The 26,382-nt window shown below is 68.2% G+C and carries 26 protein-coding genes and 1 other RNA gene; 14 read left to right on the top strand and 13 right to left on the bottom strand.

The features are described 5' to 3' along the window. Position 1 precedes the first annotated feature (1 nt). Together JAN5088_RS12395 and JAN5088_RS12390 are read right to left on the bottom strand one after the other, a co-directional pair. Entirely contained in the window at positions 2 to 1,039 is a 1,038-nt protein-coding gene (locus JAN5088_RS12395) for a flavin reductase family protein (protein WP_055683106.1), read from the bottom strand. Beyond that, positions 1,036 to 2,301 carry an aromatic ring-hydroxylating oxygenase subunit alpha gene (locus tag JAN5088_RS12390; RefSeq protein ID WP_199502154.1) on the bottom strand — a complete coding sequence of 422 codons (1,266 nt, stop codon included), beginning with the start codon at positions 2,299 to 2,301 and terminating at the stop codon, positions 1,036 to 1,038. The genes JAN5088_RS12395 and JAN5088_RS12390 overlap by 4 nt, the downstream gene beginning before the upstream one ends. A gap of 158 nt (positions 2,302 to 2,459) precedes the next feature. Here JAN5088_RS12390 and JAN5088_RS12385 point away from each other — a divergent pair, with 158 nt between their 5' ends. The 3 genes from JAN5088_RS12385 (at position 2,460) to gnd (ending at position 5,443) form a co-directional block, all read left to right on the top strand. Continuing rightward, the gene (locus JAN5088_RS12385) at positions 2,460 to 3,371 is read left to right on the top strand and encodes a LysR substrate-binding domain-containing protein (protein ID WP_055683105.1); all 912 of its coding nucleotides are present in this window, start codon (positions 2,460 to 2,462) and stop codon (positions 3,369 to 3,371) included. Positions 3,372 to 3,432: 61 nt separating this feature from the next. Further along, positions 3,433 to 3,963 (top strand): heme oxygenase-like domain-containing protein, encoded by a 531-nt coding sequence (locus tag JAN5088_RS12380; protein WP_055683104.1) that lies wholly within the window; start codon positions 3,433 to 3,435, stop codon positions 3,961 to 3,963. A gap of 64 nt (positions 3,964 to 4,027) precedes the next feature. After that, the gene (gene gnd / locus JAN5088_RS12375; protein ID WP_055683103.1) at positions 4,028 to 5,443 is read left to right on the top strand and encodes an NADP-dependent phosphogluconate dehydrogenase; all 1,416 of its coding nucleotides are present in this window, start codon (positions 4,028 to 4,030) and stop codon (positions 5,441 to 5,443) included. A 7-nt stretch (positions 5,444 to 5,450) separates the two neighbouring features. On the opposite strand, the gene hemC is transcribed toward gnd, so the two are convergent. Beyond that, positions 5,451 to 6,395: a hydroxymethylbilane synthase gene (gene hemC, locus JAN5088_RS12370; RefSeq protein ID WP_055683102.1), complete on the bottom strand. Its 945-nt coding sequence runs from the start codon at positions 6,393 to 6,395 to the stop codon at positions 5,451 to 5,453. An 81-nt stretch (positions 6,396 to 6,476) separates the two neighbouring features. Between hemC and hemE the strand changes: the two genes are divergently transcribed. After that, positions 6,477 to 7,505, top strand: coding sequence for a uroporphyrinogen decarboxylase (gene hemE / locus JAN5088_RS12365; protein WP_055683101.1), 1,029 nt, complete (start codon positions 6,477 to 6,479; stop codon positions 7,503 to 7,505). Between the two features lie 3 nt (positions 7,506 to 7,508). Here the strand turns inward: hemE and hemF are convergent, their stop codons facing one another. Then, positions 7,509 to 8,399, bottom strand: a complete 891-nt coding sequence (hemF, locus tag JAN5088_RS12360; RefSeq protein WP_055683100.1) for an oxygen-dependent coproporphyrinogen oxidase — start codon at positions 8,397 to 8,399, stop codon at positions 7,509 to 7,511. Positions 8,400 to 8,668: 269 nt separating this feature from the next. Here hemF and JAN5088_RS12355 point away from each other — a divergent pair, with 269 nt between their 5' ends. Then, positions 8,669 to 9,928, top strand: coding sequence for a D-alanyl-D-alanine carboxypeptidase family protein (locus JAN5088_RS12355; RefSeq protein WP_055683351.1), 1,260 nt, complete (start codon positions 8,669 to 8,671; stop codon positions 9,926 to 9,928). Positions 9,929 to 9,935: 7 nt separating this feature from the next. Here the strand turns inward: JAN5088_RS12355 and JAN5088_RS12350 are convergent, their stop codons facing one another. The 5 genes from JAN5088_RS12350 to JAN5088_RS12330 form a co-directional block, all read right to left on the bottom strand. Then, on the bottom strand, positions 9,936 to 11,546 hold the full coding sequence (locus JAN5088_RS12350) for an ABC transporter ATP-binding protein (RefSeq protein ID WP_055683099.1): 1,611 nt from the start codon (positions 11,544 to 11,546) through the stop codon (positions 9,936 to 9,938). Beyond that, positions 11,543 to 12,652, bottom strand: coding sequence for an ABC transporter permease (locus tag JAN5088_RS19310; RefSeq protein WP_055683098.1), 1,110 nt, complete (start codon positions 12,650 to 12,652; stop codon positions 11,543 to 11,545). The genes JAN5088_RS12350 and JAN5088_RS19310 overlap by 4 nt, the downstream gene beginning before the upstream one ends. Then, positions 12,649 to 13,734 (bottom strand): microcin C ABC transporter permease YejB, encoded by a 1,086-nt coding sequence (locus JAN5088_RS12340; RefSeq protein ID WP_055683097.1) that lies wholly within the window; start codon positions 13,732 to 13,734, stop codon positions 12,649 to 12,651. Before JAN5088_RS12340 ends, JAN5088_RS19310 begins: the two co-directional genes overlap by 4 nt. Continuing rightward, a complete protein-coding gene (locus tag JAN5088_RS12335) occupies positions 13,735 to 15,576 on the bottom strand; it encodes an extracellular solute-binding protein (RefSeq protein WP_055683096.1) in 1,842 nt (613 codons plus the stop codon). A gap of 114 nt (positions 15,577 to 15,690) precedes the next feature. After that, positions 15,691 to 16,215, bottom strand: a complete 525-nt coding sequence (locus JAN5088_RS12330) for a c-type cytochrome (RefSeq protein WP_055683095.1) — start codon at positions 16,213 to 16,215, stop codon at positions 15,691 to 15,693. Positions 16,216 to 16,340: 125 nt separating this feature from the next. Between JAN5088_RS12330 and JAN5088_RS12325 the strand changes: the two genes are divergently transcribed. Then, positions 16,341 to 17,189: a prephenate dehydratase gene (locus tag JAN5088_RS12325; protein ID WP_055683350.1), complete on the top strand. Its 849-nt coding sequence runs from the start codon at positions 16,341 to 16,343 to the stop codon at positions 17,187 to 17,189. A gap of 4 nt (positions 17,190 to 17,193) precedes the next feature. On the opposite strand, the gene JAN5088_RS12320 is transcribed toward JAN5088_RS12325, so the two are convergent. Then, the gene (locus JAN5088_RS12320) at positions 17,194 to 17,649 is read right to left on the bottom strand and encodes an SRPBCC family protein (RefSeq protein ID WP_055683094.1); all 456 of its coding nucleotides are present in this window, start codon (positions 17,647 to 17,649) and stop codon (positions 17,194 to 17,196) included. A 57-nt stretch (positions 17,650 to 17,706) separates the two neighbouring features. Continuing rightward, positions 17,707 to 18,648 (bottom strand): NAD(+) diphosphatase, encoded by a 942-nt coding sequence (gene nudC / locus JAN5088_RS12315; RefSeq protein ID WP_055683093.1) that lies wholly within the window; start codon positions 18,646 to 18,648, stop codon positions 17,707 to 17,709. A gap of 109 nt (positions 18,649 to 18,757) precedes the next feature. On the opposite strand from nudC, the gene ffs reads away from it, so the two are divergent. The 7 genes from ffs (at position 18,758) to JAN5088_RS12285 (ending at position 24,079) form a co-directional block, all read left to right on the top strand. Then, an RNA gene (gene ffs, locus JAN5088_RS18335) (signal recognition particle sRNA small type) lies at positions 18,758 to 18,856 on the top strand. Between the two features lie 93 nt (positions 18,857 to 18,949). Beyond that, positions 18,950 to 19,342 carry a DUF202 domain-containing protein gene (locus tag JAN5088_RS12310; RefSeq protein WP_055683092.1) on the top strand — a complete coding sequence of 131 codons (393 nt, stop codon included), beginning with the start codon at positions 18,950 to 18,952 and terminating at the stop codon, positions 19,340 to 19,342. A 56-nt stretch (positions 19,343 to 19,398) separates the two neighbouring features. Next, positions 19,399 to 21,099 carry a DNA polymerase III subunit gamma/tau gene (locus JAN5088_RS12305; RefSeq protein WP_055683091.1) on the top strand — a complete coding sequence of 567 codons (1,701 nt, stop codon included), beginning with the start codon at positions 19,399 to 19,401 and terminating at the stop codon, positions 21,097 to 21,099. Positions 21,100 to 21,203: 104 nt separating this feature from the next. Then, complete coding sequence (gene dps / locus JAN5088_RS12300; protein WP_055683090.1) at positions 21,204 to 21,683, top strand: DNA starvation/stationary phase protection protein Dps; 480 nt, start codon at positions 21,204 to 21,206, stop codon at positions 21,681 to 21,683. A 124-nt stretch (positions 21,684 to 21,807) separates the two neighbouring features. Continuing rightward, positions 21,808 to 22,152: a YbaB/EbfC family nucleoid-associated protein gene (locus JAN5088_RS12295; RefSeq protein ID WP_055683089.1), complete on the top strand. Its 345-nt coding sequence runs from the start codon at positions 21,808 to 21,810 to the stop codon at positions 22,150 to 22,152. After that, positions 22,153 to 22,749 carry a recombination mediator RecR gene (gene recR, locus JAN5088_RS12290; RefSeq protein WP_143114655.1) on the top strand — a complete coding sequence of 199 codons (597 nt, stop codon included), beginning with the start codon at positions 22,153 to 22,155 and terminating at the stop codon, positions 22,747 to 22,749. Between the two features lie 13 nt (positions 22,750 to 22,762). Next, positions 22,763 to 24,079: an EAL domain-containing protein gene (locus JAN5088_RS12285; protein ID WP_143114653.1), complete on the top strand. Its 1,317-nt coding sequence runs from the start codon at positions 22,763 to 22,765 to the stop codon at positions 24,077 to 24,079. A gap of 6 nt (positions 24,080 to 24,085) precedes the next feature. Here the strand turns inward: JAN5088_RS12285 and JAN5088_RS12280 are convergent, their stop codons facing one another. Continuing rightward, positions 24,086 to 24,718 carry a ribonuclease T2 family protein gene (locus JAN5088_RS12280; RefSeq protein ID WP_055683087.1) on the bottom strand — a complete coding sequence of 211 codons (633 nt, stop codon included), beginning with the start codon at positions 24,716 to 24,718 and terminating at the stop codon, positions 24,086 to 24,088. 130 nt (positions 24,719 to 24,848) lie between these two features. On the opposite strand from JAN5088_RS12280, the gene JAN5088_RS12275 reads away from it, so the two are divergent. After that, positions 24,849 to 25,595, top strand: a complete 747-nt coding sequence (locus JAN5088_RS12275; protein WP_055683086.1) for a DUF1013 domain-containing protein — start codon at positions 24,849 to 24,851, stop codon at positions 25,593 to 25,595. Between the two features lie 83 nt (positions 25,596 to 25,678). On the opposite strand, the gene JAN5088_RS12270 is transcribed toward JAN5088_RS12275, so the two are convergent. After that, positions 25,679 to 26,311 (bottom strand): GNAT family N-acetyltransferase, encoded by a 633-nt coding sequence (locus JAN5088_RS12270; protein ID WP_055683085.1) that lies wholly within the window; start codon positions 26,309 to 26,311, stop codon positions 25,679 to 25,681. Between the last annotated feature and the right edge of the window lie 71 nt (positions 26,312 to 26,382).

Here is a 26,382-nt window from a genome sequence, read left to right as displayed (position 1 = left end):
TTCAGCAATCCAGAACGATGTCGGTCAGGGGGCGGCTGACGCAGGGCAGGATGAATCCCCGGTCGATCTCTCGCTGGCGGATGCCGCCCTCGTGCGCCATCACGACCTCGCCCGAATGTTTGAAGGTCTTGCAGGTCCCGCACAAGCCCCGCGCGCAAGAGGACGGCAACGGCAGGCCCGCCGCCCGCACGGCGCCGAGGATCGTCGTCGTCTCGGCGCAGTCGAAGGCCCGGCCGGTGCGCGCGAAGGTGATGCGGCGCAGGGGGGCGTCGGTGCCCGGCGTGATCTCGGTTTCCGGCGACGAGAAGTCGAAGCTCTCCTCGCCGTAGCGGTCCGGGGGCACGCCGGCATCGCGTGCCGCCCCGCGCACCATTTCCATGAACCCCTGCGGTCCGCAGCAGAGCACCGTCCGCGCCGCCATGTCGGGCACGATCCGCGTCAGCATCGCCGCATCGGGCCGCACCTGTCCGGCCGCGCGCGTGGCGATCCGCGTGACGAGAAGGCGGGGCAGGCAACGCGACAGGACTGCCAGTTCGTCGCCCGCGATCAGGTCGGCGACGGTCGGCGCGACCTGCACAAGGACGGCGTCGAGGTCGATGCCCCGGTCCGCGGCCGTCCGCAGGATCGACAGCATCGGCGTCACCCCGCTTCCGGCGGCGATCAGGGCATGGGCCTCGCCCGGCCAGGCGACGGGGCCGAACCGACCGGACGGCCCGAAGGCTTCGATGGTGGCCCCGACGGTCATTACATCGTGCAGCACGCCCGATGCCGCGCCGGGCTGTCGTTTCACCGTGATCTCCACCCCGCCGTCGCGCGCCGCCGAGGAAGCGATGGTATAGCACCGCTCGACCGTGCCACCGGGCGTCTCTATCCGGAAGGTCAGGAACTGGCCGGGGTCGTGTTCTACGCGGCTGCCGTCCGACGGCGTCAGAAGGAAGCTGCGGACACCGGGCCCGTCATCGCGCACGGCGCGACAGGTCAACGTGCCCCAGCGGTCGGACGGAAACCGGCGCCGGCGGCGGGTCGCCCAATCGCTCATCCCGCGTATCCATGGGCCGTCATTCGGTCGACGTACCAGGTCGAGAACTCGTCCAGCGCACGTTCGGTGAACCGCGAATAGGGTCCAGGGCGATAGCCTGCCGACGCCACGCCGCGATGCGCCAGCGCCACGAGATGCGCGTCCTCCGCATTCGTCGCGCGCCAGACGGCCGTCAGGTTGTCGAGGTCGTAATCCTCCCCCTCCACCGCGTCGCGGTGGACGAGCCACTTGGTCCGCACCAGCGTCCGGTCGGGCCCCAGCGGATAGGCCGCGAAGACGACGGCGTGATCCGACATGACGTGGTTCCACGAGTTGATGCCCCAGAGATGCATGTCCCCCGACCACGGCCGGTCCTGCCCGCCCAGCGGCAGCGTCACCGCCGCCCGCGTGTCGGGCGTCTGGCTTTCGCCCAGCCCCGCGATGATGAGCCGCTGGGTGCGGAAATTCGTGGGCCAGCCGACGGTATGTTCCACGGCCGCATGGGGCAGCCCTTCGGCATCCCAGTGCGCGCCGTGACGGCGGTAGGCCTCGGCCAGCGCGTCGGACTCGGCACGCTCGCCGTCGGACAGGCCGTCGGGGTCGTATCCGAAGTCGGCCGCATGGAACGAAAGCGACAGCTGCGGATGTTTCGACGCGCAGTGATAGCACTCGCGGTTGTTCTCCATCGTCAGCTTCCAGTTGCCCGCCTCGATCACATCCTGCTCATGGGCGACACGGGCGTTTCGCAGGTCGTAGGGCGCAAGGCGCGGCTCCATCACGCGTGCCAGTTCGTCGATGTCGTCCGGCGGATCGTCCGACAGGCAGGCATAGAGGATGCCGCCCACGTCGCGCAGCGCCACAGGCTTGAGGTGATGCAGGCCGCGCGGGAAATCGACGCCCATGTGCGGCGCCAGTGCCAGCGCCCCGTCCAGATCGTAGGTCCACTGGTGATAAGGGCAGACCAGCTTGCCCACCACCGACCGGCCGGGCGGCACCAGACGCGCGCCCCGGTGGGAACAGACGTTGTGGAAGGCGCGCAGCCGGTCCTCCTCGTCGCGCAGGATGACGATGGACGACGGCCCGATGTCGAGCGCGATGACGTCGCCCGCCTCCTCCACGTCGCAGGCCAGGCCGACGGCGACCCAGTGGCGCGAGAAGATGGCGTCGCAATCGGCGAGCCACGCGTCCTCGGAGGTATAGAGAGGCGCGGGAAGGCTGTGCCCCGGCCGCCGTGCGGCAAGCCAGGCGCCAAGTCCGTCGCGCGTCCGGTGTTCCATCAGCATGGCGACCCCCTCCCCGTGATTGCACGCAAGAAGGATACGGCGGCAGGCCGTCGTCGCAACGTCACAAATAGGTGCATCATCCATGCGTTCATGTAATGGATCGGGTCTGGCTATCCTGATAGCGTTGAGCCGTAGCCGATCGGTCGCAAGGTGAGGTCATGCATCCGCTCCGCCGTTCCCTGCCGTCGCTGACCGCCCTCACCGCTTTCGAGGCCGCCGCGCGATACGAGAGCTTCACCCGCGCCGCCGCGGCGCTGGGCGTGACGCAGGCCGCCGTCAGCCGCCGGATCAAGGCGCTGGAGGACGAGATCGGCCAGCCCCTTTTCGACCGTGGAAACCGCCGCGTCCGGTTGACCGACGCGGGCCGCGACCTGTCGGCGGCGGTGGGACGCGCCTTCGACGACCTGACGCGCACGGTTGACGCCATCCGCCGGCCGGGGGCCAAGCTGACGGTGGCGGTATCCGTGGCCTTCGGTCACTTCCGCCTGCTGCCGGCGCTTTCGTCGTTCCGCGCGACCGAGCCGGACATCGACCTGCGCGTCATCTCGGAAGATGCCTGGAACGCGCCCGACGACGGCCAGGTCGACGTGGCGGTCCGCTACGGCCGGCCGCCGTTCCGCGGCATGCGCGTCGCGGCCTCGCTGGGCGAGGCAGTCGTTCCCGTCTGCGCGCCGGCGATGGCCGCGGACCTTGGCCCGGTGACGATGGGCGGCCTGGCGCGGGGCGGGGACATTCCGCTGATCGACAGCGCCTCGCCCGAGCCGAGCTGGCTCGACTGGGCGGGGTGGTTCGCACGGAAGGGGTGGGCGGGCGGGTTCGACGGCGCGCGCCTGCGCTTCAGCAGCTACAGCGATGCGGACTATGCGGCGATGGACGGGCAAGGCGTGGCACTGGGCTGGACGGGCCTTCTGGAACGGCCGCTGGCGGACGGCCGCCTCGTCGCGCTGGACGTGCCGCCGCTGCGACCGGCCGAACGCCATCACATCCTCGTCCCCGAAGGGCGCCCCCTCGCGGAGCCGGTGGATGCTTTTACCGATTGGCTGTCGGGAATGTCCTGGCCCACGGGCTGACGCGTGCGCGGAAGGTCGAAAACACCTTGCGGCGGAGGGGTTCGAGGGGGCATCTGAAACGATGATCTCCGCCAACCAGACCCTCCGCGACCGACTGCGGTTCGGCACCCGCGCCGCGCAGGACGCGCTCGACCGGGCGCAGCGCCGGTTCGACCTGTCATCCCGCGACGGACGCGGCCGGTTTCTCCGGGCGCAGGCCGACACGATCGCCACCCTGCGACGGGCCGATGACGGCACGCTGGACGCTGCACTGGTCCATGCGCTCGACCTGCTGGCCGCCGATCTGGCCGTTCTGGGGGACGACGCTCCGCCGGTGCCCCGAACCCCGCCCGCGACCGACGACGCGCTGGCGCGGGGATATGTCTGGCATGGGCAGCGTCTCGCGCTGCGAATGTTGGCGCGGTCGCTTCCAGACGGTGCAGACGGGACGGCCTATCTGCTCGCCCCGCGCGACGCGGACGCCTGGCGCAGCCTGTGCGCCGATCTCGAGACGACGTCCGGATACGGCGCCCTGCCCGACCGGGTGTTGACCGCGGCGAACGACTGGCTCGCCCTGCTCGAGACGCTGTGCCACGACCACGCCAGACGCTGAGGCTTTCCTTGTCCCGCCGGTACCCCTAGGTTTTCGCGGAACGGAAACGACAGGGAGCGGCGCGATGTCCGCAGACGCACGGATCGGCCTGATCGGCCTGGGCACGATGGGCGCGGCGCTTGCGTCGAACATTGCCGAAAAGGGCTTCGACATCGCCGTCTTCAACCGCACCACGCAGGTGACGCGCGACTTCGCGGCCGAGGCGGGCGACCTGGGCCCCCGCATAACCCCCGCCGAGACGCTGGAGGATCTGGTCGCCGCCATCGCACGCCCCCGCGCGATCATCCTGATGGTGCCGGCGGGCGACCCGGTGGATCAGCAGATCGCGGCGCTGACCCCCCTTCTGGACGACGACGACCTCATCATCGACTGCGGCAACGCCAACTTCCACGATACCGACCGCCGCGTGGCCGAAGGGTTCGGACCCTTCATGGGCGTCGGCGTCTCCGGCGGTGAGGAGGGCGCGCGGCACGGCCCGTCGATCATGGCGGGCGGCACGCCGGAGCTCTGGGCCCGGGTCGAGGACGTGATGCTGGCCATCGCCGCCAAGCACGAGGGCGATCCCTGTGCCGCGCTGATGGGGCCGGGGGGCGCCGGACATTTCGTCAAGATGGTGCACAACGGCATCGAATACGCCGACATGCAGATGATCGCCGAAGTCTACGGTATCCTGCGCGACGGGCATGGGCTGGATGCCGACGAGATCGGCGACGTCTTCGACGCCTGGAATCGCGGTCCGCTCCAGAGCTACCTCATCGAGATTTCCGGCAAGGTCGCCCATGCGCGCGACGTGGCGACCCGCAAGCCGCTGCTGTCGCAGATCGTCGATGCCGCCGGGCAAAAGGGCACGGGCCGCTGGACCGCCATCGAAAGCCAGCACCGACTGGCCCCCGTTCCCGCCATCGAAGCCGCGGTCGTGGCTCGCAACCTGTCGGCACGGCTGGAGGAGCGCGCGCGGGGGCAGGAGGTATTCGGCCCCGCGCCCCAGCGGTTCGACACGCTCGACCGCGAAACGCTGGAACGGGGGCTGATCGCGGGGAAGGTGCTCTGCTACGCGCAGGGCTTCGCCATGCTATCGGCGGCCACGCGGGATTTCGGATGGGACCTGCCCATGGCCCGTATCGCCCAGATCTGGCGGGAGGGCTGCATCATCCGATCCACCATGCTCGACGCCATGGCCAGCGCCCTGGACGGGGAGCCTGGTGTGAACCTGATGTTCACCGACCATTTCGCCGCCATCCTGCGCGACACCCACGACGCGCTGCGGCAGGTGGTGGCCCAGGCCGCTCTGCATGGCCATCCGACGCCCGCCCTGTCGTCGGGGCTGGCCTATTTCGACGCGATGCGGACGGCGCGCGGCACGGCCGACATGATCCAGGCGCAACGGGATTTCTTCGGGCTGCACGGCTTCGTGCACGTCAACGGCAAGGCCGACCAACACGGGCCGTGGGCCAAGGCGGCAGCCACGCCGAAGGTTTGACCGGCGGTCAGCTCCGCCAGTCGAAGAACCCATCGGGCGCCCGGTCCAGCAGGTCCTGCGCCATCCGCGTGCCGAGCGCCGCGCCCTCTTCGGCCGGACAATCGCCCGAGGTCGCCAGAACCTCGGACCCGTCGGGCCTCAGGATCTCCCCGCGAAAGCGGAGCGTTCCGCCGTCAAGTTCGGCAAGCCCCGCGATGGGCGTCTGGCACGACCCGTCGAGCGTGAGGAGGAACGCGCGTTCGCAGTCCAGCCGCAGCCCCGTCTCGCGGTCGTGGACCGCGGCCAGCATCTCCGCCATGCGCGCATCGTCGGCCCGCCGTTCAATCCCGATGGCGCCCTGGGCGAGTGCGGGCAGCATGTCAGACAGGTCCATCGGCCGGCGCGGCACCTCGTCCATGCCGAGCCGGATCAGCCCTGCCATGGCGAGGAACGTTGCCTGTGCCACGCCGTCGCGCAGCTTGGTCATGCGGGTCTGGAGGTTGCCGCGGAATTCCACCACGTTCAGGTCGGGCCGGCGGTGCATCAGTTGCGCGCGGCGGCGCAGGCTCGACGTGCCGACGGTGGCCCCCCGGGGCAGGTCGGCGATGCTGCCGCCGTCCAGCGTGATGAAGGCATCGCGCGGATCCTCGCGCGGCAGGTAGGCGTCGATAAGCAAACCATCGGGTTGCAGCGTCGGCATGTCCTTCATCGAATGGACCGCGATGTCGATCTCGCCCGAAAGCAGCGCATCCTCGATCTCGCGCGTGAACAGGCCCTTGCCGCCGATTTCCGACAGCGAACGGTCCTGCACCCGGTCGCCGGTGGTCTTGATGACGACGACCTCGAAGGCGTCCCGCCGCAGGTCGAAGGCCGCCATCAGGCGGTCGCGGGTCTCATGCGCTTGGGCGAGCGCGAGGAGCGATCCGCGCGTGCCGATGCGCAGGGGGGCGGCGGACGTGGGCAGGTCGGTCATGTCGTGGCCTTTCGGTCGAGTTGACACCACCTGCCCACCGCGACAGGTGCTGTCCAGACCCCGCCACCGGAGATTTGCCCCATGACCAAACCCCTTCTGCGAAGTCTTGCCGGTGAGACCCTGCCCGTGCCCCCCGTCTGGATGATGCGGCAGGCGGGGCGCTACCTGCCGGAATACAAGGCAACCCGGGCCCAGGCGGGGGATTTCCTGTCGCTCTGCTACAATCCGGATCTCGCGACCGAAGTCACGTTGCAGCCACTTCGCCGTTTCGGCTTCGACGCGGCCATCCTGTTCGCCGACATCCTGCTCGTGCCGCAGGCGCTCGGCGCCGATCTCTGGTTCGTCACGGGCGAAGGCCCGCGCCTGTCCACTATCACCGGCCCCGCCGATTTCGCTCGACTGAAAGGCGTGGACGACATCCACGACACGCTGGCGCCGGTCTATCAGACTGTGCGGAACCTGTCCGGCGCCCTGCCGCCGGAGGTCGCGCTGATCGGCTTTGCGGGCGCGCCATGGACGGTGGCAACCTACATGATCGCGGGTCAGGGCACGCCCGACCAGGGGCCGGCCCATGCGCTGAAAAGGGACGACCCCGCGACCTTCGATGCGCTCATCGACCTGCTGACGAAGGCCACCATCGAATATCTGTCGGCGCAGATCGAGGCCGGCGCCGAGGTGGTCAAGCTGTTCGACAGCTGGGCCGGATCGCTTTCGGGCGAGGATTTCGCGCGTTACGCTGTCGCACCCACCAAGACCATCATCGCCGAACTCAAGACCCGCCATCCCGGCATCCCCGTCATCGCCTTCCCGCGTCAGGCCGGCGACAACTACATCGGCTTCCACGCCGCGACCGGGGCCGACTGCGTGGCCGTCGACGATTCGGTCAGCGCCGAATGGGTCGCCCGGAACGTCCAGCCCGACGGCTGCGTCCAGGGCAACCTCGCGTCGCACCATATGGTGACGGGGGGCGAGGCCATGGTGTCGGAGGTCCGCCGCATCCGCGACGCTCTGTCCGGGGGGCCGCATATCTTCAACCTCGGCCACGGCATCACGCCGGACGCCGACCCCGACAACGTTGCCCTGATGATCGAGACGCTGCGGGGCGCCTGACGGTCAGGGCCACTTCGCCTCGGGCGGCAGCGACATGAGGACGGCGTTCGCGTCGTGTCCCGTCTCCAGCCCGAACTTCGTGCCACGGTCGTAGACGAGGTTGTATTCCGCATAGAGCCCGCGATGCACCAGTTGCACCTGCTTGTCGGCATCGGTCCACTCATGGATCCGGCGGCGTTCCACAAGCGGCACGAAGGCCGGCAGGAACGCGCGGCCTACATCTTGGGTGAAGGCGAAGTCGTCCTCCCAACTGCCGGTGTTCAGGTCGTCGTAGAAGATGCCCCCTACGCCCCGTGCGCGCTTCCGGTGCGGGATGTAGAAATACTCGTCCGCCCAGGCCTTGAAGCGGCCGTACCGCCCGGCCTCGTGCGCATCGCAGGCCCCCTGCATCGCGGCATGGAAATGGGCCGTGTCTTCGCCGTATTCGATGCAGGGGTTCAGGTCGGCGCCACCGCCGAACCACCAGGCATGGGGCGTCCAGAACATCCGCGTGTTCATGTGCACGGCGGGGACGTGCGGGTTGCGCATATGCGCCACGAGGCTGATGCCGCTGGCCCAGAAGCGGGGATCGTCGGCCATGCCCGGCACCCCCCGCGCCGCCATCGCGGCCTGCGCGCGGGGAGCCAGGGTTCCGTGGACCTCCGACCAGTTCACGCCGACCTTCTCGAACACGCGGCCGCCGCGCATGACCGACATGATCCCGCCGCCCGCGTCCGATCCATCCTCCGCCGTGCGCGTGGTCGGCGTGACGTCGAACCGGCCGGGCGGAAGGTCCGCGAAGGGGCCGGGAGCGTCTGCATCCTCCAGCTCCTCGAAGGCTGCGGTGATCCGGTCCCGCAGGCTGCGGAACCAATTGGCGGCGCGTCGTTTCCGGTCGTCGTCGGTGTCTGTCATCGGGCTGTCCGTTCGGGCGCAAGGGCGGGGTTGCGGCGGGTTGACGTGGAGGGCGCCCCATTCCTGCCACGATCCCGCCTGCAAGTTGTAGGGGGGTGGCCCATATACCACCAGATATCGCAGCCACACGGGGCAATCTGGGTATTTTGAAGGCATGCACGTCAACCATGGATTTCCCCGGCGGATTCGGGTTAGGCTGGACGCGAACGGAAATGGCGTCACCGGCGCAAGATCGGGTCGCCCCAGGCAGACAGAGCAGTCGTGTGAACATGAATCAGATCAGACGGGCCCTCGCGGGTCTGGTGCCCCTATTCGTGGCCGCCATCCTCGCGATCCCCGGCCATGCCGCCCCCTACGCCGAACTGGTGATGGATGCCCGCACGGGCGAGATCATCAAGGCCAGCAATATCGACACCCGGCTGCATCCCGCGTCGCTGACCAAGATGGTCACGCTCTACGTCGCTTTCGAGGCGGTGCGACGGGGCGAGATCACGCTCGACACCGAGGTCCGCATCTCGCGCAATGCCGCGAACGAGCCGCCTTCCAAGCTGGGCCTGCGGTCGGGCCAGCGCATCGCCTTCCGCTACCTGATCCGCGCGGCGGCGGTGAAATCGGCCAACGACGCCGCCACCGCCATCGGCGAGGCCATCGCCGGATCGGAAGAAGCCTTCGCCGAACGCATGAACCGCACCGCCAAGGCCCTGGGCATGAACGATTCGACGTTCCGCAACGCGCACGGCCTGACGCGGTCGGGGCACCTCAGCACTGCGCGCGACATGTCGGTGATGGGGCGGCGGCTGTTCTACGACTATCCGGAATACTACAACCTGTTCTCGCGCCGGACCACGGATGCGGGCGTCACGCAGGTGCGCAACACCAACCGCCGCCTTCTCGACGCCTATCCGGGCGCCGACGGGATCAAGACGGGCTATACCGTCGCGGCGGGCTTCAACCTGGTGGCCTCGGCCGATCGGGGCGGCAAGCGCATCATCGCGACCGTCTTCGGCGGACGCTCCACCGCCACCCGCAACGCCCGCATCGCCGAGCTTCTGGACATCGGCTTCCAATCGGTGCCCGACAGCGTGACCGAACGCCGACCTTCCGCGCCGGTCTATGAAAACGTCGGCACGACTCCCGGGCCGAGCGCGCCGGCGATATCCATGCGCCCGCAGATGCGCCGAGCGCCAGCCGGTATGATGCTCTACGCTTCGGCTTCGGGCCCTGCGGTCGTGCCTGCGCCCCGGCCGGGAACGGAGCCGCCGCGCGTCGTCGTCACCCGTGCCTCCACCTCCGGCCAGAACTTCGCCATCTCGCTCCAGCCCCAGCCGTCCCGGTCGGCGGCGGACAAACTGCTGCTGCGGACGGCGCTTCAGGAACTCGACGCGCTCGACGGTGCGTTGCGCCAGATCGACCGTGCCAGCGGCGGCTTCGCACCCAGCTTCGTCGGCCTGTCCGAACGCGATGCGCAGCGCGCCTGCACCCGACTTCGCGCGCGGGACGTGGAATGTCAGGTCTCGATGGGCGGCTGACCCGCCCTCAGACGGCGGCGGCCCGGTCGGCTTTCAGGTCGAAGGCCGCCGCCATCAGAGCACGGGTATAGGGCGTGGCGGGCGTATCGAAGATCTGCGCCGCCTCGCCTGCCTCGACCACATCGCCGCGCTTCATCACGATGACCTTGTGGGACATGGCGCGCACCACCTTGAGGTCGTGGCTGATGAACAGATAGGCCAGCCCGTGACGCCGCTGAAGGTCGCGCAGAAGCTCCACGATCTGCACCTGCACCGTCTGGTCGAGCGCCGACGTCGGCTCATCCAGCACCACCAGTTTCGGCCGCAGGATCATGGCCCGCGCGATGGCGATGCGCTGACGCTGACCGCCGGAGAATTCGTGCGGATAGCGGTCCATCGACGCGGGGTCGATGCCGGTCTCGGTCAGCATGTCTGCCACCTGTTCGCGGTGCGGGCGGTCGTCGCCGGTGTCGTGCAGGCGCAGGCCCTCGGCCACGATCTCGGCCACAGTCATCCGCGGCGACAGGCTGCCGTAGGGGTCCTGGAACACGATCTGCATGTCCTGCCGCAAGGGCCGCAAGGCGCGTGATTTCACCCCGTCGATGCGCCGCCCTTCCAGGCTGATCGGCCCTTCGGAAGAAATGAGCCGCATGATCGCGAGCGCCAGCGTCGTCTTGCCGGACCCGGATTCACCCACGATCCCGACCGTCTCGCCCGCCCGCACGGCGAGCGTTGCATCGTTCACGGCCTTGACGTATCCGGCCGTCCGCTTGAGCAAGCCGCGCGTGATCGGAAACCAGACCTTCAGGTGCGCTGTTCCGACGATCTGCGGGGCATCGGGGGCGACCGGATCGGGCAGGCCGGTGGATTCGGCCTCCAGCAGCATCCGGGTATAGGGGTGCTGCGGGTTGTCGAAGATCTCGGCAACCGGCCCCGTCTCGACGATCTCGCCCTGCTTCATCACGCAGACGCGGTCGGCGATGCGGCGCACGATGGTCAGGTCGTGCGTGATGAACAACAGCGACATCCCCTCCCGGCGCTTGAGGTCGGCCAGCAGTTCCAGGATTTGCGCCTGGATGGTGACGTCAAGCGCGGTCGTCGGCTCATCCGCGATCAGAAGATCGGGGCCGTTGGCAAGCGCCATGGCGATCATCACCCGCTGCCGCTGACCGCCCGACAGCTGGTGAGGATAGGCGGACAGCCGGCTTTCCGCGTCGTTGATGCCCACCTTGTCGAGCAGGTCGAGGATACGCGCGCGCGCCGCGTCGCCGCGCAGGTTCTGGTGCAGGGCCAGGCTCTCGCCCAATTGTTTCTCGATGGTGTGGAGCGGGTTGAGCGAGGTCATCGGCTCCTGAAAGATGAAGCTGATGTCGTTGCCTCGCACCCGGCGCAGGTCGGCCTCGGGCGCGCCGATCATCTGCGTGCCGTCATAGATGACAGACCCGCGCACGACCGCGGAATCGGGGAGCAGGGCCACGGTACTGAGCGCCGTGACCGACTTTCCCGACCCGGATTCGCCCACGATGGCGACCGTCTCGCCGCGGTTCACGTCAAAGCCGACACCGCGCACGGCGGGCGTCTCGACACCGTCCTGCCGGAAGGCGATGGTCAGGTCGCGGACTTGCAGGAGCGGGGTCACGAGAAGGTCTTTCGGGGGTCGAAAGCGTCGCGGATGCCCTCGAAAATGAAGACGAGCAGCGACAGCATCAGCGCAAAGGTGATGAAGGCGGTGAAGGCGAGCCAGGGCGCCTGCAGGTTCTGCTTGGCCTGAAGCGTCAACTCGCCCAGCGACGGCGACGACGACGGCAGGCCGAAGCCCAGAAAGTCGAGCACGGCAAGCGCGCCGATCGTGCCCGTCACGATGAACGGCAGGAACGTCACCGTCGCCACCATGGCATTGGGCAGAACGTGGCGGAACATGATCGTGGCATCGCCCACCCCGAGCGCCCGCGCGGCGCGGACGTATTCGAAGTTGCGCGCGCGCAGGAATTCGGCGCGGACCACACCGACCAGCTTGGTCCAGCCGAACAGGACCATCAGCCCCACCAGCAACCAGAAGTTCATCGGGATGATCGCCGCCACGATAATGATGATGTAGAGTTCCGGCGTGGACCCCCAGATCTCGATGATCCGCTGGAAGACGAGGTCGGTCCAACCGCCGAAGTAGCCCTGCACCGCCCCCGCCGCGATCCCGAGCACAGAGGTCAGCGCCGTTACGATCAGCGCGAAGGCCACCGACAGTCGAAAGCCGTAGATGACCCGCGCCAGCACGTCGCGCGCGGTATCGTCGGTGCCCAGCCAGTGCTGCGCGTCGGGCGCCGATGGCGCAGCGCCTTCGATGTTGCTGACGGTGTTGTACTTGTAGGGGATTGGCGGCCAGAGCAGCCATCCCTGCGCGACCTCCGCGCCCGCGAAGCTGCCGGTTTCGCGCACCTCGGACATCACGGTGTCGGGGTCGTCGAAACAATCCTCCAGCCCGCCTGACACAATCAGGCACTGCACCTCCGCATCGCGGTAGGCCGCTTCGGTCTGGAAGTCGCCGCCGAAGACCGTCTCGGGATAGAAGTTGAAGATCGGCACGTGCAGGTCGCCCCGGTAGTTCACGAGGATGGGCCGTTCGTTGGCGATGAACTCGGCAAAGAGCGAAAGGCCGAACAACACACCGAAGATCCACAGCGACCACACGGCGCGGCGATTGCGCCGGAAGTTGCGCCAGCGGCGGGCGTTGAGAGGCGAGAGCGTCATGTCTCGCGGCTCTCGAAGTCGATGCGCGGATCGACCCAGATATAGGTCAGGTCGGTGATGAGCCCCATGACCAACCCGATCAGCGCGAAGGTGTAGAGCGTGCCGAACATCACCGGATAATCCCGGCCGACCGCCGCATCGAAGCCCATCCGACCCAGCCCGTCGAGCGAGAAGATCGTCTCGATGATGAGCGATCCGCCGAAGAAGACCGATACGAACAGCGCCGGAAAGCCCGAGATCACGATCAGCATGGCGTTGCGGAAGACGTGGCCATAGAGGACGCCACTTTCGCTCAGGCCCTTCGCGCGGGCAGTGGTGACGTATTGCTTGCGGATCTCGTCGAGAAAGCTGTTCTTTGTCAGCAGCGTCAGCCCCGCGAAGGCCGAAATCGTCAGCGCCAGCACCGGCAGGGTAATGTGCCACAGGTAGTCGAGAGCCTGTCGGATCGGCCCCATCTGGTCGAAATCGGAAGACGTCAGGCCGCGCAGCGGAAAGATCTTCCAGAACGACCCGCCGGCGAACAGCACCAGCAGCATGATCGCGAACAGGAAAGCCGGGATGGCATAGGCCACGATCACGATGCCGGAGGTCCAGGTGTCGAAGGCCGTGCCGTCACGCACCGCCTTCCGGATGCCCAGCGGGATCGAGATGAAATAGGCCAGCAAGGTGGACCAGAGACCCAGCGTGATCGATACGGGCATCTTCTCCAGCACGAGATCCACAACCGAGATCGACCGGAAGTAGCTTTCCCCGAAGTCGAAGCGGGCATAGTCCCACATCATGTTGAGGAACCGCTCCAGTGGCGGCTTGTCGAAGCCGAACTGGGCCTCCAGCTCACGGATGAACTCCTCCGGCAGGCCCCGCGCGCCGATATAGCCCGACCCCTCGCCCGAGGATTGCGACTGCAACTCGCTGCCGCCGCCGGCGAACCCGGCGAAGCTGTCGCCGCTGCCTTCGATGCGGGCGATGATCTGCTCGACCGGCCCGCCGGGGACGAACTGCACCAGCGTGAAGTTGATGATCATGATCCCCAGCAAGGTGGGGATCATCAGCAGCAGGCGTCTAAGGATATAGGCGCCCATCTACAGCGCACCGGCCTTCTGCAGACGTTCCGCGGCCTCGGCGTCGAACCACCAGAAATCGAGGATGCCCAACTCCAGCGGCGGCAGCGTCTCGGGGTGGCGGTACTGGTCCCAATAGGCGACCCAGTGTTCCTTGTTCCCCCATTGCGGAATCCAGAACCCATAGGCCCGCAGCACCCGGTCCAGCGCGCGTACCCGGTCGCGCAGCAGGTCGAGGCTGTCGGACGCGATGACCTCGGTAATCAGGCGGTCGATCGCCGGGTCGCGCAAGCCCATGATGTTGCGCGAACTGTCCTCGGCGGTGGAGCTGTCGAACCACTGGCGCAGCCCGAGGCTCGGCTCGAATTCCTGACCCAGGGCCTGATTGGTCAGGTCCCAGTCGCCCTTGCGCCGGCGCTCGACGTACTGGCTACTGTCGATCCGCTCCAGCCGGGCATCGACGCCGAGATCCCGCAGGTTCTCGATGAAGGGGTTGATGATGCGGTCCAGGGTCGGATTGAACTGGATGATGACCAGCTCCAGCGTCTTGCCGTCCGCATCGCGCAAAAGGCCGCCGCTGCCGGGCGTCCAGCCGGCGTCGGCCATGAGGCGCAGCGCCTCGCGCCGGGTGCCGCGCGGCGGCTGGTTGCGGGCGGCCTCGTTGACGTAGGGCATTCGCGCCTCGTCGGTCAGGATGCCCTCGTCCAGAAGGCCCGCCTCGACTAGCGGCTGCAAAGTCGCGCGCTCACCCTCGGTCGGCACGCCTTCGGCAGCGAGGTCGGAGCCGCCCCAGAAGGAATAGGGCCGGTCGTAGAGGCCGTAGAACAAAGTGTCGTTCGACCATTCGAAGTTGAACATCATCGAGATGGCGTCGCGCACGCGCGGGTCCTGCCATTTCTCGCGGCTCAGGTTGAAGACGAAGCCCTGCGCGGTGCTGATGTTGCCGTCAGGCAGGCTTTCGCGCACCACCCAGCCGCGGTCGACGGCGGGGAAGTCGTAGGCGGTCGCCCATTCCTTCGACGACGACTCGACCCGGATCGTGTATTCGCCGGACTTGAACCCCTCCATCGCGGCGGAGGAGTCGCCGAAGTACTCGATGCGGATGCGGTCGAAGTTGAACCGGCCCCGGTTGATCGGCAGGTCCGCGCCCCACCAGTCGGTGTTCTTGGCGTAGACCACGCTGCGCCCCATGTCGACCTCGTCCAGGACATAAGGCCCGGTGCCGAGGAACGGCCGGGCCGTTCCTTCGTCCAGACGCGTCCCCGTTTCCTCGAACCACGCCTTGGAAAAGGGGTTCCAGATGCCCACCAGCCCCATGCGGTCGCGCATCGGTGCCGCCTCGTTGAACTCGAACTTCACCTGATGAGGGCCCGTCACCTCGACCGACTTGAAGAAGCCGTCGACCACGTTGCGGAATTCCGCGATGCCCTGCTCCAGGAACAGGTCCACGGTGAACTTGACGTCCTCGGCCGTCATCGGCGTGCCGTCCGAGAATGTTACGTCCTCCCGCAGGTTCACCACGGCCCAGGACAGGTCCGCGGGATATTCGACCGTGGTGCAGAGGTTGCAGTAGATCGCATAGGGATCGTCCGCGGCGACGATCATCAGGTTCTCATACAGAAGCTCGGTGTTCGCGGCTGGCACGCCCTTGCGGGTATAGATGCTGAAGCTGTCGAAAGTACCCAGAGCGGCAAAGCTCGCCTCGCCCTCCTTCGGCGCGTCCAGGTTCACATAGGAAAACGGCTCGTCCGGGCCATATTTCAGCTCGCCGAAATTGCTGTAGCCGTGGCTGACCGTCACGTCGTCCTGCGCGAAGGCGGGCGCGGAGATCATCGTCGCGGCAAGCGCGATCCGTGCGAACATGGCGTATCCTCCCTCAGGCGTTCGACGCAGGTAACGAAGGCGGCGCCCGATGATCAAGGGGCGCCGCATGCACGTTCGGGTGAGATGCGGGCGGGACGGTCCGCCAGCGACCGGTCAGCCGCCCTGCGTCGCCAGATAGGCGATCAGGTTCGCCCGGTCGGTCACGTCGTCCATGCCGCGATACGCCATCTTGGTGCCCGGCGCGTATTCCTTGGGGTTGTGCAGGAACCCGCTCAGGTTCTCCGGCGTCCAGTCGCCTTCCAGCGCAAGCAGACCGTCGGAATAGGCGAAGCCGTCGACCGCATGCTTGGCCCGGTCGACGATGCCGTCCAGATGGGGACCGGTGGCGTTCGTTCCGTCGAGTTTGTGGCACGAGGCGCACTGGCGCCACAGCTTCTCGCCGTCGGCGGCGGAGGCGCTGACGTAGACTTCCTCGAACGGAACCTCGGGCTCGGCCTCGGCGGCCGCATCGCCTTCGTCGCCGCCCTCGACCTCGATGGCGAAGCCCTGCACGATCTCGTCGCCGTGCGATTCACTTCCGACGTGGTACAGCCCCTCCGCGGCCCAGGCCCCCAGAAGCAGCACCAGAAGAGCGCCGCAGAAGGCTCCGCCCGCCTTGGTGATCGTCATCGTGTCCATCTGAGTTCCCTCTCCGTCGTCCCGGGTCCCGTTTCGGGTCGCGGACATGTATGTGGTTTCACGCGTCCGACGCAAGGGATACAGACTGCGACGATACGCATCACCGCAAGGAGGGTTTCGCGCATATGGCAACGATCGCCTTCCAGGGGGAGCTGGGCGCCTATTCCCATCAGGCGTGCCATGACGCCCGTCCCGGCCACGACCCCCTGCCCTGCCCCACCTTCGAGCACGTGATCGACAGCGTCCGCGACGGGCGTGCCGATCTGGCCATGCTGCCGGTCGAGAATTCGACCTATGGCCGGGTGGCCGACATCCATTCCCTGCTGCCCCGGTCCGGCCTGCATATCGTGGCCGAAGCCTTCGTGCGGGTGCACATCAACCTGCTGGCGATCCCGGGCACCGCGCTCGCCGACGTGAAGGTGGCGCAGTCGCATACCGTGCTGCTGGGTCAGTGTCGGGAGTTCCTGTCGCGTCACGGCATCACCCCCCGCATAGGCGCCGATACCGCCGGGTCGGCGATGCAGGTGGCGCAGGCGGGCGATCCGTCGGTCGCGGCGCTGGCCTCCGAGATGGCGGGCAAGATCTACGACCTCGACGTGCTGTCCCGCCATATCGAGGATCACGACCGCAACACCACGCGGTTCCTCATCATGTCCCGCGACCCGGTGCGCCCGGCCGCAGGCGCGGGGCCGGTCAAGACGACCTTCGTGTTTCGCGTGCGAAACATTCCCGCCGCGCTCTACAAGGCCATGGGCGGGTTTGCGACGAACGGGGTGAACATGACCAAGCTCGAAAGCTACATGGTGGACGGCCAGTTCACCGCGACGCAGTTCTATGCCGATATCGAGGGCCATCCCGACGACGCCCCCGTGGCCCGCGCGCTGGAGGAGCTGGAGTATTTCACCTCCTCGCTCGACATCCTCGGGGTCTATCCCGCCGATCCGGACCACTTCGACGGCGGCACCGACGGCTGACGGATCAGGCCGCGCCCTTTTCCACCTTGGCGGCGAAGTCGGCGACACGGGTGCGATAGCGCTTCGCCATGGACTGCCGGGCCATCTTGGCCGACTGAAGCATCAGCCGCGCCGTCAGGCTGCGGGCGCGGGCTTCGGTCGTGACGGTCATGCGCGTCAGACGCGGCCCCAGTTCCGCCAGCTCCACGTCGAGCGTGACGGCCATGCCGTCGGTCGCGGCCTCCGCCTCCAGCCGTGCGGGCGCCTGCATCTGGCCCAGCACCACCTTCATCTCGCGCTTCTTGCCCATCACGTCCGCACGGCCGGTCCATGTTGTCCCTTCGGCCGGCGGGCCGGGCGGCGTGCGGGTCAGTCCGTCGACGCGGGATCGCAGCCGCATCTCGAACCCTTCGATATCGGACACGCGCGACCAGACGCGGTCGATGGGGGCTGAGATATCCTCGGTGGCGACGAACTTCATGGGCGGGTCTTTCCTGCTGGGCGTGACCTGATTGACCCGGCGCGCACGCCGCGTCAATCAGTCCAGTCGGTCCGCCAGCCAGGCGCGAAGCAGGAAGTGGGCGATGGCCCCGTCGCGCGCGGGCAGGATGCGGGGATGGGTGCCGGCGAAGACCTCCATCACCTCCTCCCGGCTCAGCCAGACGGCCTCCGCGATCTCCTCGGGGTCGATCTCGATGCGGTCGGTGATCGCCTCGGCCTGTGCGCCCAGCATCAGGCTGCCGGGGAAGGGCCAGGGCTGGCTGGACAGATAGCGCACCGGCCCCACGCGCACGCCCGTCTCCTCCCAGACCTCGCGCCGGACCGCACTCTCCAGGGTCTCGCCCGGCTCCATGAAGCCTGCGAGGCAGGAGAAGAACCCCTCGGGCCAGCCATGCGACCGCCCCAGCAGAACGTCGTTGCCGCGCGTGACGAGCATGATGACCACCGGATCGGTACGCGGGAAATGCATCCGCCCGCAGCCCGCGCAGCCGCGCATCCATCCCGCCTTGCCCGGCTGGGTGGGCGTACCGCAGTTGGCGCAGTGGCCGTTCGTGCGGTGCCATTCCAGCATCCCCTTGGCGCAGACGGCGATTTCCGCATCGAGGGGCGAGAGGCGCGTCATCGTCTGCCGAAGCTCGACGAAGGCGCTGCCTGCCGGCAGGTCGGCATGGGTCTGCTCCGACGAGTCGCGGAAGGCCCCCAGGTCGTCGTCCACGCCATCGACCTCCAGCGCGGACACGTCGCGCGCGAACAGCGCCCTCTCTCCCAGCCGCCCGACCAGGACGGGCGTGCCGTGGCCGTCGAAGGCATGCCCGTCGAGGAAGGACAGCGCGTCGCGCGACGGCGCCGTCAGCGGCTTGCCGCGCCAGAGCGGCAGGGTCATGGCGGTCAGGTCGTCCAGCATGTCAGGATGGCGGCGCAGATCCTCGGCCCGGTCGAGGCCGCCGCCGCCGAAGGTGACGCTCTCCGCGATCTTCATATGCTCCCCCCGGGCCCGATACGCGGAAGGGTCTGGAACAATGGCACGGCGCTGTCCAGTGGCCGTGCGGGGTGTTGCATCCGGCGGCCGCTTTCCCTATCTGACGGGGTGAGAGGTTGGCGCGGGCAAGTGCCTCGCCAACCTGGTCAGGTCCGGAAGGAAGCAGCCACAACGAGTCCCACTTGGGTCGTCGTCCAGCCTCTCACCCCAGCCGCCGGGTTCGCGTTGCGGTTTTCCGACAGTCGCCGATCTTGCTTTCGGGCCCCATGGGCAGCGGCGCGCGATATGCTATCTGACGGACATGAGCAAAGACGACGACAGCGGCAGGAACTCCGCCGACAAGACCGACATGGCCGAGGAGCGCACCCGCTGGTCGGAGGATCGCACCGCGCTGTCGAACGAGCGGACCTTCGCGGGCTGGATGCGGACGGGCATGGCCGCGCTGGCGGTCGCCATCGGTCTGCGCGCCGTCTTCAGCGCGGCGGAGCCGACCTGGGTGCCCAAGTCCATTGCCACGATCTTCATCGTCGCCGCGCTCGTGATCTTCTGGACGGCACGAAACAACGCGGGCAAGGCGCACGACCGGCTCAGCACCCATGAGGCCAAGGCGCAGTCGGCGCGGGTCTTCACCCTGCTGACCGTCACGTTCAGCATCGGGTCGGTCGCGACCGGCGTGGTCCTCTGGACCCTCTGACGGCGGTGGACCCGGGCGGCCCGGACGCCTAGATTGCGCCCGACCCCGGAGGCCCGATGACCACGACCGAATACCAGGTGCTGGCGCGCAAGTATCGCCCGGCCACATTCGCCGACCTGATCGGCCAGGACGCCATGGTGCGTACGCTGCGGAACGCCTTCGCCGCGGACCGCATCGCGCAGGCCTTCATCCTGACGGGCATCCGTGGCACCGGCAAGACGACGACCGCGCGCATCGTGGCCAAGGGCCTGAACTGCGTCGGTCCCGACGGGACCGGCGGCCCCACGACCGACCCCTGCGGCGTCTGCGAACCCTGCGTGGCCATCGCCGAGGGACGGCATGTCGACGTGCTGGAAATGGACGCAGCGTCGAACACCGGCGTGGGCGATATGCGCGAGATCATCGATTCGGTGCATTACCGGGCGGCTTCCGCACGCTACAAGATCTACATCATCGACGAGGTCCACATGCTGTCGAACAGCGCGTTCAACGCGCTGCTCAAGACCCTGGAGGAGCCGCCGGCGCATGTGAAGTTCATCTTCGCCACGACCGAAATCCGCAAGGTCCCCGTGACCGTCCTGTCCCGCTGCCAGCGGTTCGACCTGCGCCGGATCGAACCGGAGGTGATGATCGACCACCTTCGGCGCATCGCGGCCAGGGAAGGCGCGCAGATCGCCGACGATGCGCTGGCGCTGATCGCCCGCGCGGCCGAAGGATCGGTGCGCGACGCGATGTCCCTGCTCGACCAGGCCATTTCCCACGGCGCGGGCGAGACCACGGCCGATCAGGTGCGCGCCATGCTCGGGCTCGCCGATCGGGGCCGGGTGATGGACCTGTTCGACCTCATCATGCGGGGCGAGGCGGCGGGTGCGCTGTTGGAACTCGGGTCGCAATATTCCGACGGTGCCGACCCGATGGCGGTGCTGCGCGACCTGGCGGAACTGACCCATTGGGTCAGCGTCATCCAGATCACGCCCGATGCCGCCGAAGACCCGACCGTGACCCCCGACGAACGCGCGCGCGGCCAGTCCTTCGCCCAGGGGCTGCAGATGCGGTCGCTGACGCGGATGTGGCAGATGCTGCTCAAGGCGCTGGAGGAGGTGGCCAACGCGCCGAACGCCATGATGGCCGCCGAGATGGCCGTGATCCGCCTGACCCATGTGGCCGATCTGCCCAGTCCCGACGATCTGGTCCGCAAGTTGCGCGACGCCCCGCCTGCGCAGGCCGCTCCCGCGCCCCGCCTCGCCCCGCAGGGTGGCGCCGGCCCGGTCGCGCGGGGCAGCGCACAGCCCGCCGTCGCACAGCAGCCGGACACGGCGCTGGCACGGTTCCAGACCTTTCTCCAAGTCGTCGAGCTGATCCGGGCCAACCGCGACGTGAAACTGCTGGTCGAGGTCGAGACCGGAGTGCGATTGGTCCGATACTCCCCCGGCCGGATCGAATTCGAGCCTGCGCCGGGCGCAGCCGCCGATCTGGCCGGCCGTTTGCGCGGGCGACTGAAGGGATGGACCGGCGCCGACTGGGGCGTGTCCGTCGTGTCTGGCGGCGGCGCCCCGACACTGGCCGAGGTGCGCGACGGCGAGGTGCGGCAAGCCGAGACGGACGCCATGGCCCATCCGATGACGCAGGCCGTGCTGCAGGCGTTCCCCGGTGCCGAACTGGTCGAGGTCCGCACACGCGAGGCGATCACCCGCGAAGCGGCCGAGGAGGCCCTGGCCGAGGTCGAAGGCGAATGGGATCCCTTCGACGAGGGATGAGACGCTGCGCCGGAGGTGGGTAGCGGGCTTGCACGGGGCGCATGAAACCGAATGCCTGCGCCTGTCGTTGATCCTTCGAATTCATAACCAGACCGGAGGATACGATGCCCGAGAGCTTTGTCACTGGATTGGACCAGCAGACCCAGGAGCAGATGTGCGAGCTGCTCAATGCGCGGCTGGCGGATGGAAGCGACCTGCGGCTTGCCGTCAAGCAGGCGCACTGGAACCTGCGCGGACGGGGATACATCGGTGTCCACGAACTGCTCGATGAGGTCGCGGACCGTCTTGGCGAAACGAACGACACCATGGCCGAGCGTGTCGCCATCATGGGCGGGTTTGCCCGTGGCACGACGCAGGCCGTGGCCGAGAACACCTCGCTGAAGCCCTATCCGGTCGAACTGACCGATCTGCAGGATCACGTCGACGAACTGGTCCAGCGCTTCAAGGCCTATGGCGAGGCGCTGCGCAAAGCCATCGACGCCGCCGGCGAGGCAGGCGACGAGGATGCCGCCGACCTGTTCACCGAGGTGAGCCGGATCGTCGACAAGGATGCCTGGTTCATCGGCGCCAACGCAGCGCGGTAATCCTTGCATGGTAGACTTTCATCGGGGCCGTCCTTCGGGGCGGCCCCTTTTCCTTGTGCGCCTCGGTTGCGGGCGCGGGGATGGACCGCTACCTGAAAGGGAGGCGATCCTGTGGAGAGATGGAATGTTCAAGGGACTGGGCGGCCTCGGCGACATGGCCGGGATGATGAAGAAGGCGCAGGAGATGCAGGAGAAGATGGGCGAGATGCAGGACAGCCTGTCGTCCGTCACCGTCACGGGCGAATCCGGAGCGGGGCTGGTCAAGGCCACGGCGACTGCCAAGGGCGACCTCGTCGGGCTGGACATCGACCCTTCGATCTTCGTCGCCTCCGAGAAGGAGATGGTGGAGGATCTGATCCTGGCCGCCATCAAGGACGCCCAGACCCGTGCGACCGAACGGTCCCAGCAGGAAATGGGCCGCATGGCCGAGGAACTGGGCCTGCCCGCCGGAATGAAGCTTCCGTTCTGAGTGGACGGCCACCGCGACATCGAGGCCCTGATCGGGCTGATGGCGCGCCTGCCGGGGCTGGGGCCGCGGTCGGCGCGGCGCGCGGTGCTGCACCTGATGAAGAAGCGCGACAGCCAGCTTCTGCCGCTGGCGCAGCTCATGTCCGACGTGGGCCGGTCGGTGCGGACATGCCTGAACTGCGGCAACCTCTCGACCGGAGACATCTGCAACATCTGCAACAGCGAGAAACGCGCGAACGGCCAGGTTTGCGTGGTCGAGGATGTGGCCGATCTCTGGGCGATGGAACGCGCGCAGGTCTTCTCGGGGCGGTATCACGTTCTGGGCGGGACGCTGTCGCCGCTCGACGACATCGGGCCTGATGACCTGCACATCCCGAAGCTGCGCGACCGGATCGCGGCCGAGGGGCTGCGGGAGGTCATCCTGGCCTTGAACGCCACCGTCGACGGACAGACGACCGCGCATTACGTCGCCCGCGAACTGGCCCCCACCGGGGTCACGGTCAGCAGCCTGGCGCAGGGCGTCCCGGTGGGCGGGGAACTCGACTATCTGGACGACGGGACGCTGCGCGCCGCGCTGTCGTCGCGCAAGCCGTTCTGATGCCGTGGACCCGGTGATCGCCTTCACGCTTGCAGTGGGGTCCGCTGCCCTGGCGGCCGGCGCCCTGGGTTGGCTTGCCGGACGGCGCAGCCGGTGGACGCCGGTTCCGCCGCCGGCGCCCCTTCCCTTTCCGGCAGGAATCCCCCGCCCGCAGGCGCCGACCCTGGCGCTCTTCGATCTGGACGATCTCAAGGGCGTGAACACCGGGAACGACTTCGACACCGGGGACCGCCTGCTGAATGCGGTGGGCGACACGTTACGGCGGGCGCTGCCGACCGGCGCCGGGCTGGAGCGGCTGGAAAGCGGGCGGTTCCTCGCCTGGATGCCGGACATGACGCTCGACCTCGCGACGGAAGCGGCCGAGCGGCTACGGAACCTGGCCTCGCAGACCGTCGTGGAGGCGCCGTCCGGGCTGGTCTGGCGCAGCCTTTCGGCCGGTGTCATCTCAACCATGCCGGGCGAGAGCCGCGCGCGCGCCATCCTGCGGGCCGATGTCGCGCTGACACAGGCAAAGGGGCTCGGCGGCGGCCGGACCGAGGCGGAGCGCGACCTGCCGATGCCGTCCCTCACCCCCCCGCGAGAGGTGATCGAGACGGCGATCGCGACCCGCGCGCTCGAATACCACGTCCAGCCCATCTTCGATCTGCGCACGAACACGGCCGCCGGGGTCGAGGCGCTTCTGCGCTGGAACCGCCCCGATGGATCGATCATGGGGCCCGGCGGGTTCATGGACACGCTCGACCGCATCCCCGAGGCCGGGGCCGAACTGTTCCCCGACCTCGCGGTCGAGGCCGCCACCGCCTTCGTGACCGGGCCTGCGCCAATCTATGCGACCTTCAACATCACCGGCGCCGTACTCGATGGCGCGGGCATGCCCGCGGGACGCTGGCTGGACGAAGTGACGGAGCGTCTGCCGCCCGAGAACCTGGTGTTGGAAATCGTCGAATCGGCCGTCATCGTCTGTCCGGCCCGCGCGGAGAAGCTGCTTGAGCAGATGCGCGCACGCGGCATCCGCATCGCGCTGGACGACTTCGGGTCGGGCCTGTCGAACCTGGAGCGGCTGAGGCGCTATCCGGTCGACATCCTCAAGATCGACCGCGCCTTCGTCGAGGGCCTGGGCGGTGCGGGACGGGAGGAAGCCGTATTGGCCAGTCTCGTCGCGCTGACCAGCGGGCTCGACATCGCCATGGTGGTCGAAGGCGTCGAGACGGCGGAACAGGTCCGGACCTGCCGCGACCTGGGCATCGGCTTCGCGCAGGGGTTTTACCTCGGGCGGCCCGCGCCGGCGACCGAATGGGCGGCCCGGATCGCGGGCGGTCATTCCATCTGACCCCCATCAGCGGACGGGCGGCAGTCGGGCCCGGTCGAGATCGCAGTCACGCGCCACGTCGGCCCCGCAATCGCGGGGGGCGAGGTCCTTGGTCAGGCAGATGCGCACCTCCTGCACATGCCCGGACTTGCAGGTCACGGTCAGCCCGCGCGGCCCAAGGGCCGGATTGGCGTCGAGGAACGCTTCCTCGACCAGAAGGGCGGGGAGCGTCACCTCGCGGCCGAGGTCGCGGAGCACCTGCGGCCGGTTCACGGCGTCGTAGGCCCTGCGCGCTGCGGCGAAGTAAGCGGGCGCGGACAGGCCGGAGCAGGCGCCATGCTTGCGCCACTGGTGGAAGGCCAGTCCCGCGCTGCCCATGATGTCGGCCATCGCCCCCGTCTCGCCCCGCGTGGGCGGACGCTCGACCGTGGGGCAATCGGCCGGCCAGCCGCGTTCGTATTGCGGCCAGAGACCGTGCAGCGTGAAGCCGTGCCCCCGCCCTTCGTCGCACTGCGGCGACGCGCGGTTGTCGCCCTCCAGCGCGCACCAGGTCGGCGTCCAGGATAGCGCGAGGATGTAGTAGTCGAAGTCGCCCGCCCGGTCCTGACGGGCGTGAAGCGGTGTGGCGAGCAGGGCCAGCAGGACAATGAGACGGGTCATCTAGGGTCTTTCGCATCGTCGCGGATTTCCTTATACAGCCGTCAAGGTTCCCCGAAAGCGAGACCAGGCGGCCCAGCCGCAAACCCCTGACCCGGGCCGCGCCCGAGCCATGCCTGAAGGAGGCACATCGATGAACAAGCCGATCATGGCAAAGGCCACCGCCGTCTGGCTGGTGGACAACACCACCCTCAGCTTCAAGCAGATCGGCGATTTCTGCGACCTGCACGAGCTGGAGGTCCAGGGCATCGCCGACGGCGACGTGGCCGTGGGCGTCAAGGGGTTCGACCCCGTCAGCAACAACCAGCTGACCGCCGAAGAGATCCGCAAGGCCGAGCAGAACCCGCAGCACAAGCTCCAGCTCAAGTTCAATGCCGCCGCCGTGGGCGAGGAGAAACGCCGCGGTCCACGCTATACTCCCCTTTCGAAGCGCCAGGACCGGCCTGCGTCGATCCTGTGGCTGGTGAAGTTCCACCCGGAGCTGTCGGACGCGCAGATCAGCAAGCTGATCGGCACGACCAAGCCCACAATCCAGGCCATCCGCGAGCGGACGCACTGGAACGTCCAGAACATCCAGCCGATCGACCCCGTCGCCCTGGGCCTCTGCAAGCAGACCGAGCTCGACGCCGCCGTGCAGAAGGCCGCCAGCAAGAGCGCCGCCACGGGCGAGGTCATGTCGGACGATGAGCGTCGCAAGCTCGTCTCGACCGAACAGTCGCTCGGGACGGATGACGACCGGATGCCATCGAACATGGCCGGGCTGGAGAACTTCAGCCTGTCGGGCAACGACGACGAAGCGCCGCGCGACCGCCGGGACGTCCGCAATGCCGACAGCTTCTTCAACCTGCCCGACAAGGACGACGACGAAGACGAGGATTGATCCGCCATCACGGTCGGGGCTGCCCCTCGGGCGGCCCCTTCTTCGTTGAAAACCGGCTTGCGGCCGATGGTGCTTCCGCTCCGTCATGGCCGTTCGCACCCGGCGTCGCGCGCCTCCTTCGTCATCGTCGTCGCGCTCTCGAAGCCGAAGATGTGCCCGAGGACTCCCATGGAAACCGTCGACGTCTCCCGGAACCCCAGCCGTTCGTAGAGCGCCCGCGCCCGCGGATTGGTGTCGATGACATCGAGGCGGACCTGCTGCAGACCGCAGTCCGCCGCGCGCTGCTCGACCGCGGCGAGCAGCGCGGTGCCGATACCCAGACCGCGCGCCGCGTTCCGCACGAAGATGCCGTCCATCAGCAAAACGCCGCCCTCGCACTCCCGCTCCAATGTCGCGACGAGCAGGCTCCGCGCCAGGCCGCCGATCCAGCCATAGACCTCGATCATGTCGCGGATGCCGCCCCCGACGAAGGCTCCCTGCGGTGACTTGAACCCCGCGACGCCCAGAAACTCGCCATCGGAACCCACCGCACTTATCGCGTGGTCCGGGTCCAGAACACGCTCCAGAAAGGCCACGGCCTTGCGACGGGGCCCGAGCGGATAGCGCAGCTTGCGGGAAAAGGCCTGCCAGTAGTCCATGGCGGCTTGGGGCCGGTGATCGGGACGCAGCCCCGGCTCGACAAGGTATCGTGGCCCGTGCGGTTCGGTCGGTGTCATGGCCCCCTCACCTTCGCTAGTCACGTGGGGGCGGCGCGGGCCTGATGCAAACGGCGGCTCACAGCCCTTCC

Origin of the sequence: Jannaschia rubra, from assembly GCF_001403735.1 — a bacterium.
GTDB classification, from domain to species: domain Bacteria; phylum Pseudomonadota; class Alphaproteobacteria; order Rhodobacterales; family Rhodobacteraceae; genus Jannaschia; species Jannaschia rubra.
Note: the sequence above shows the minus strand (reverse complement) of the source record. Positions and strands in the feature narration are given on the sequence as shown.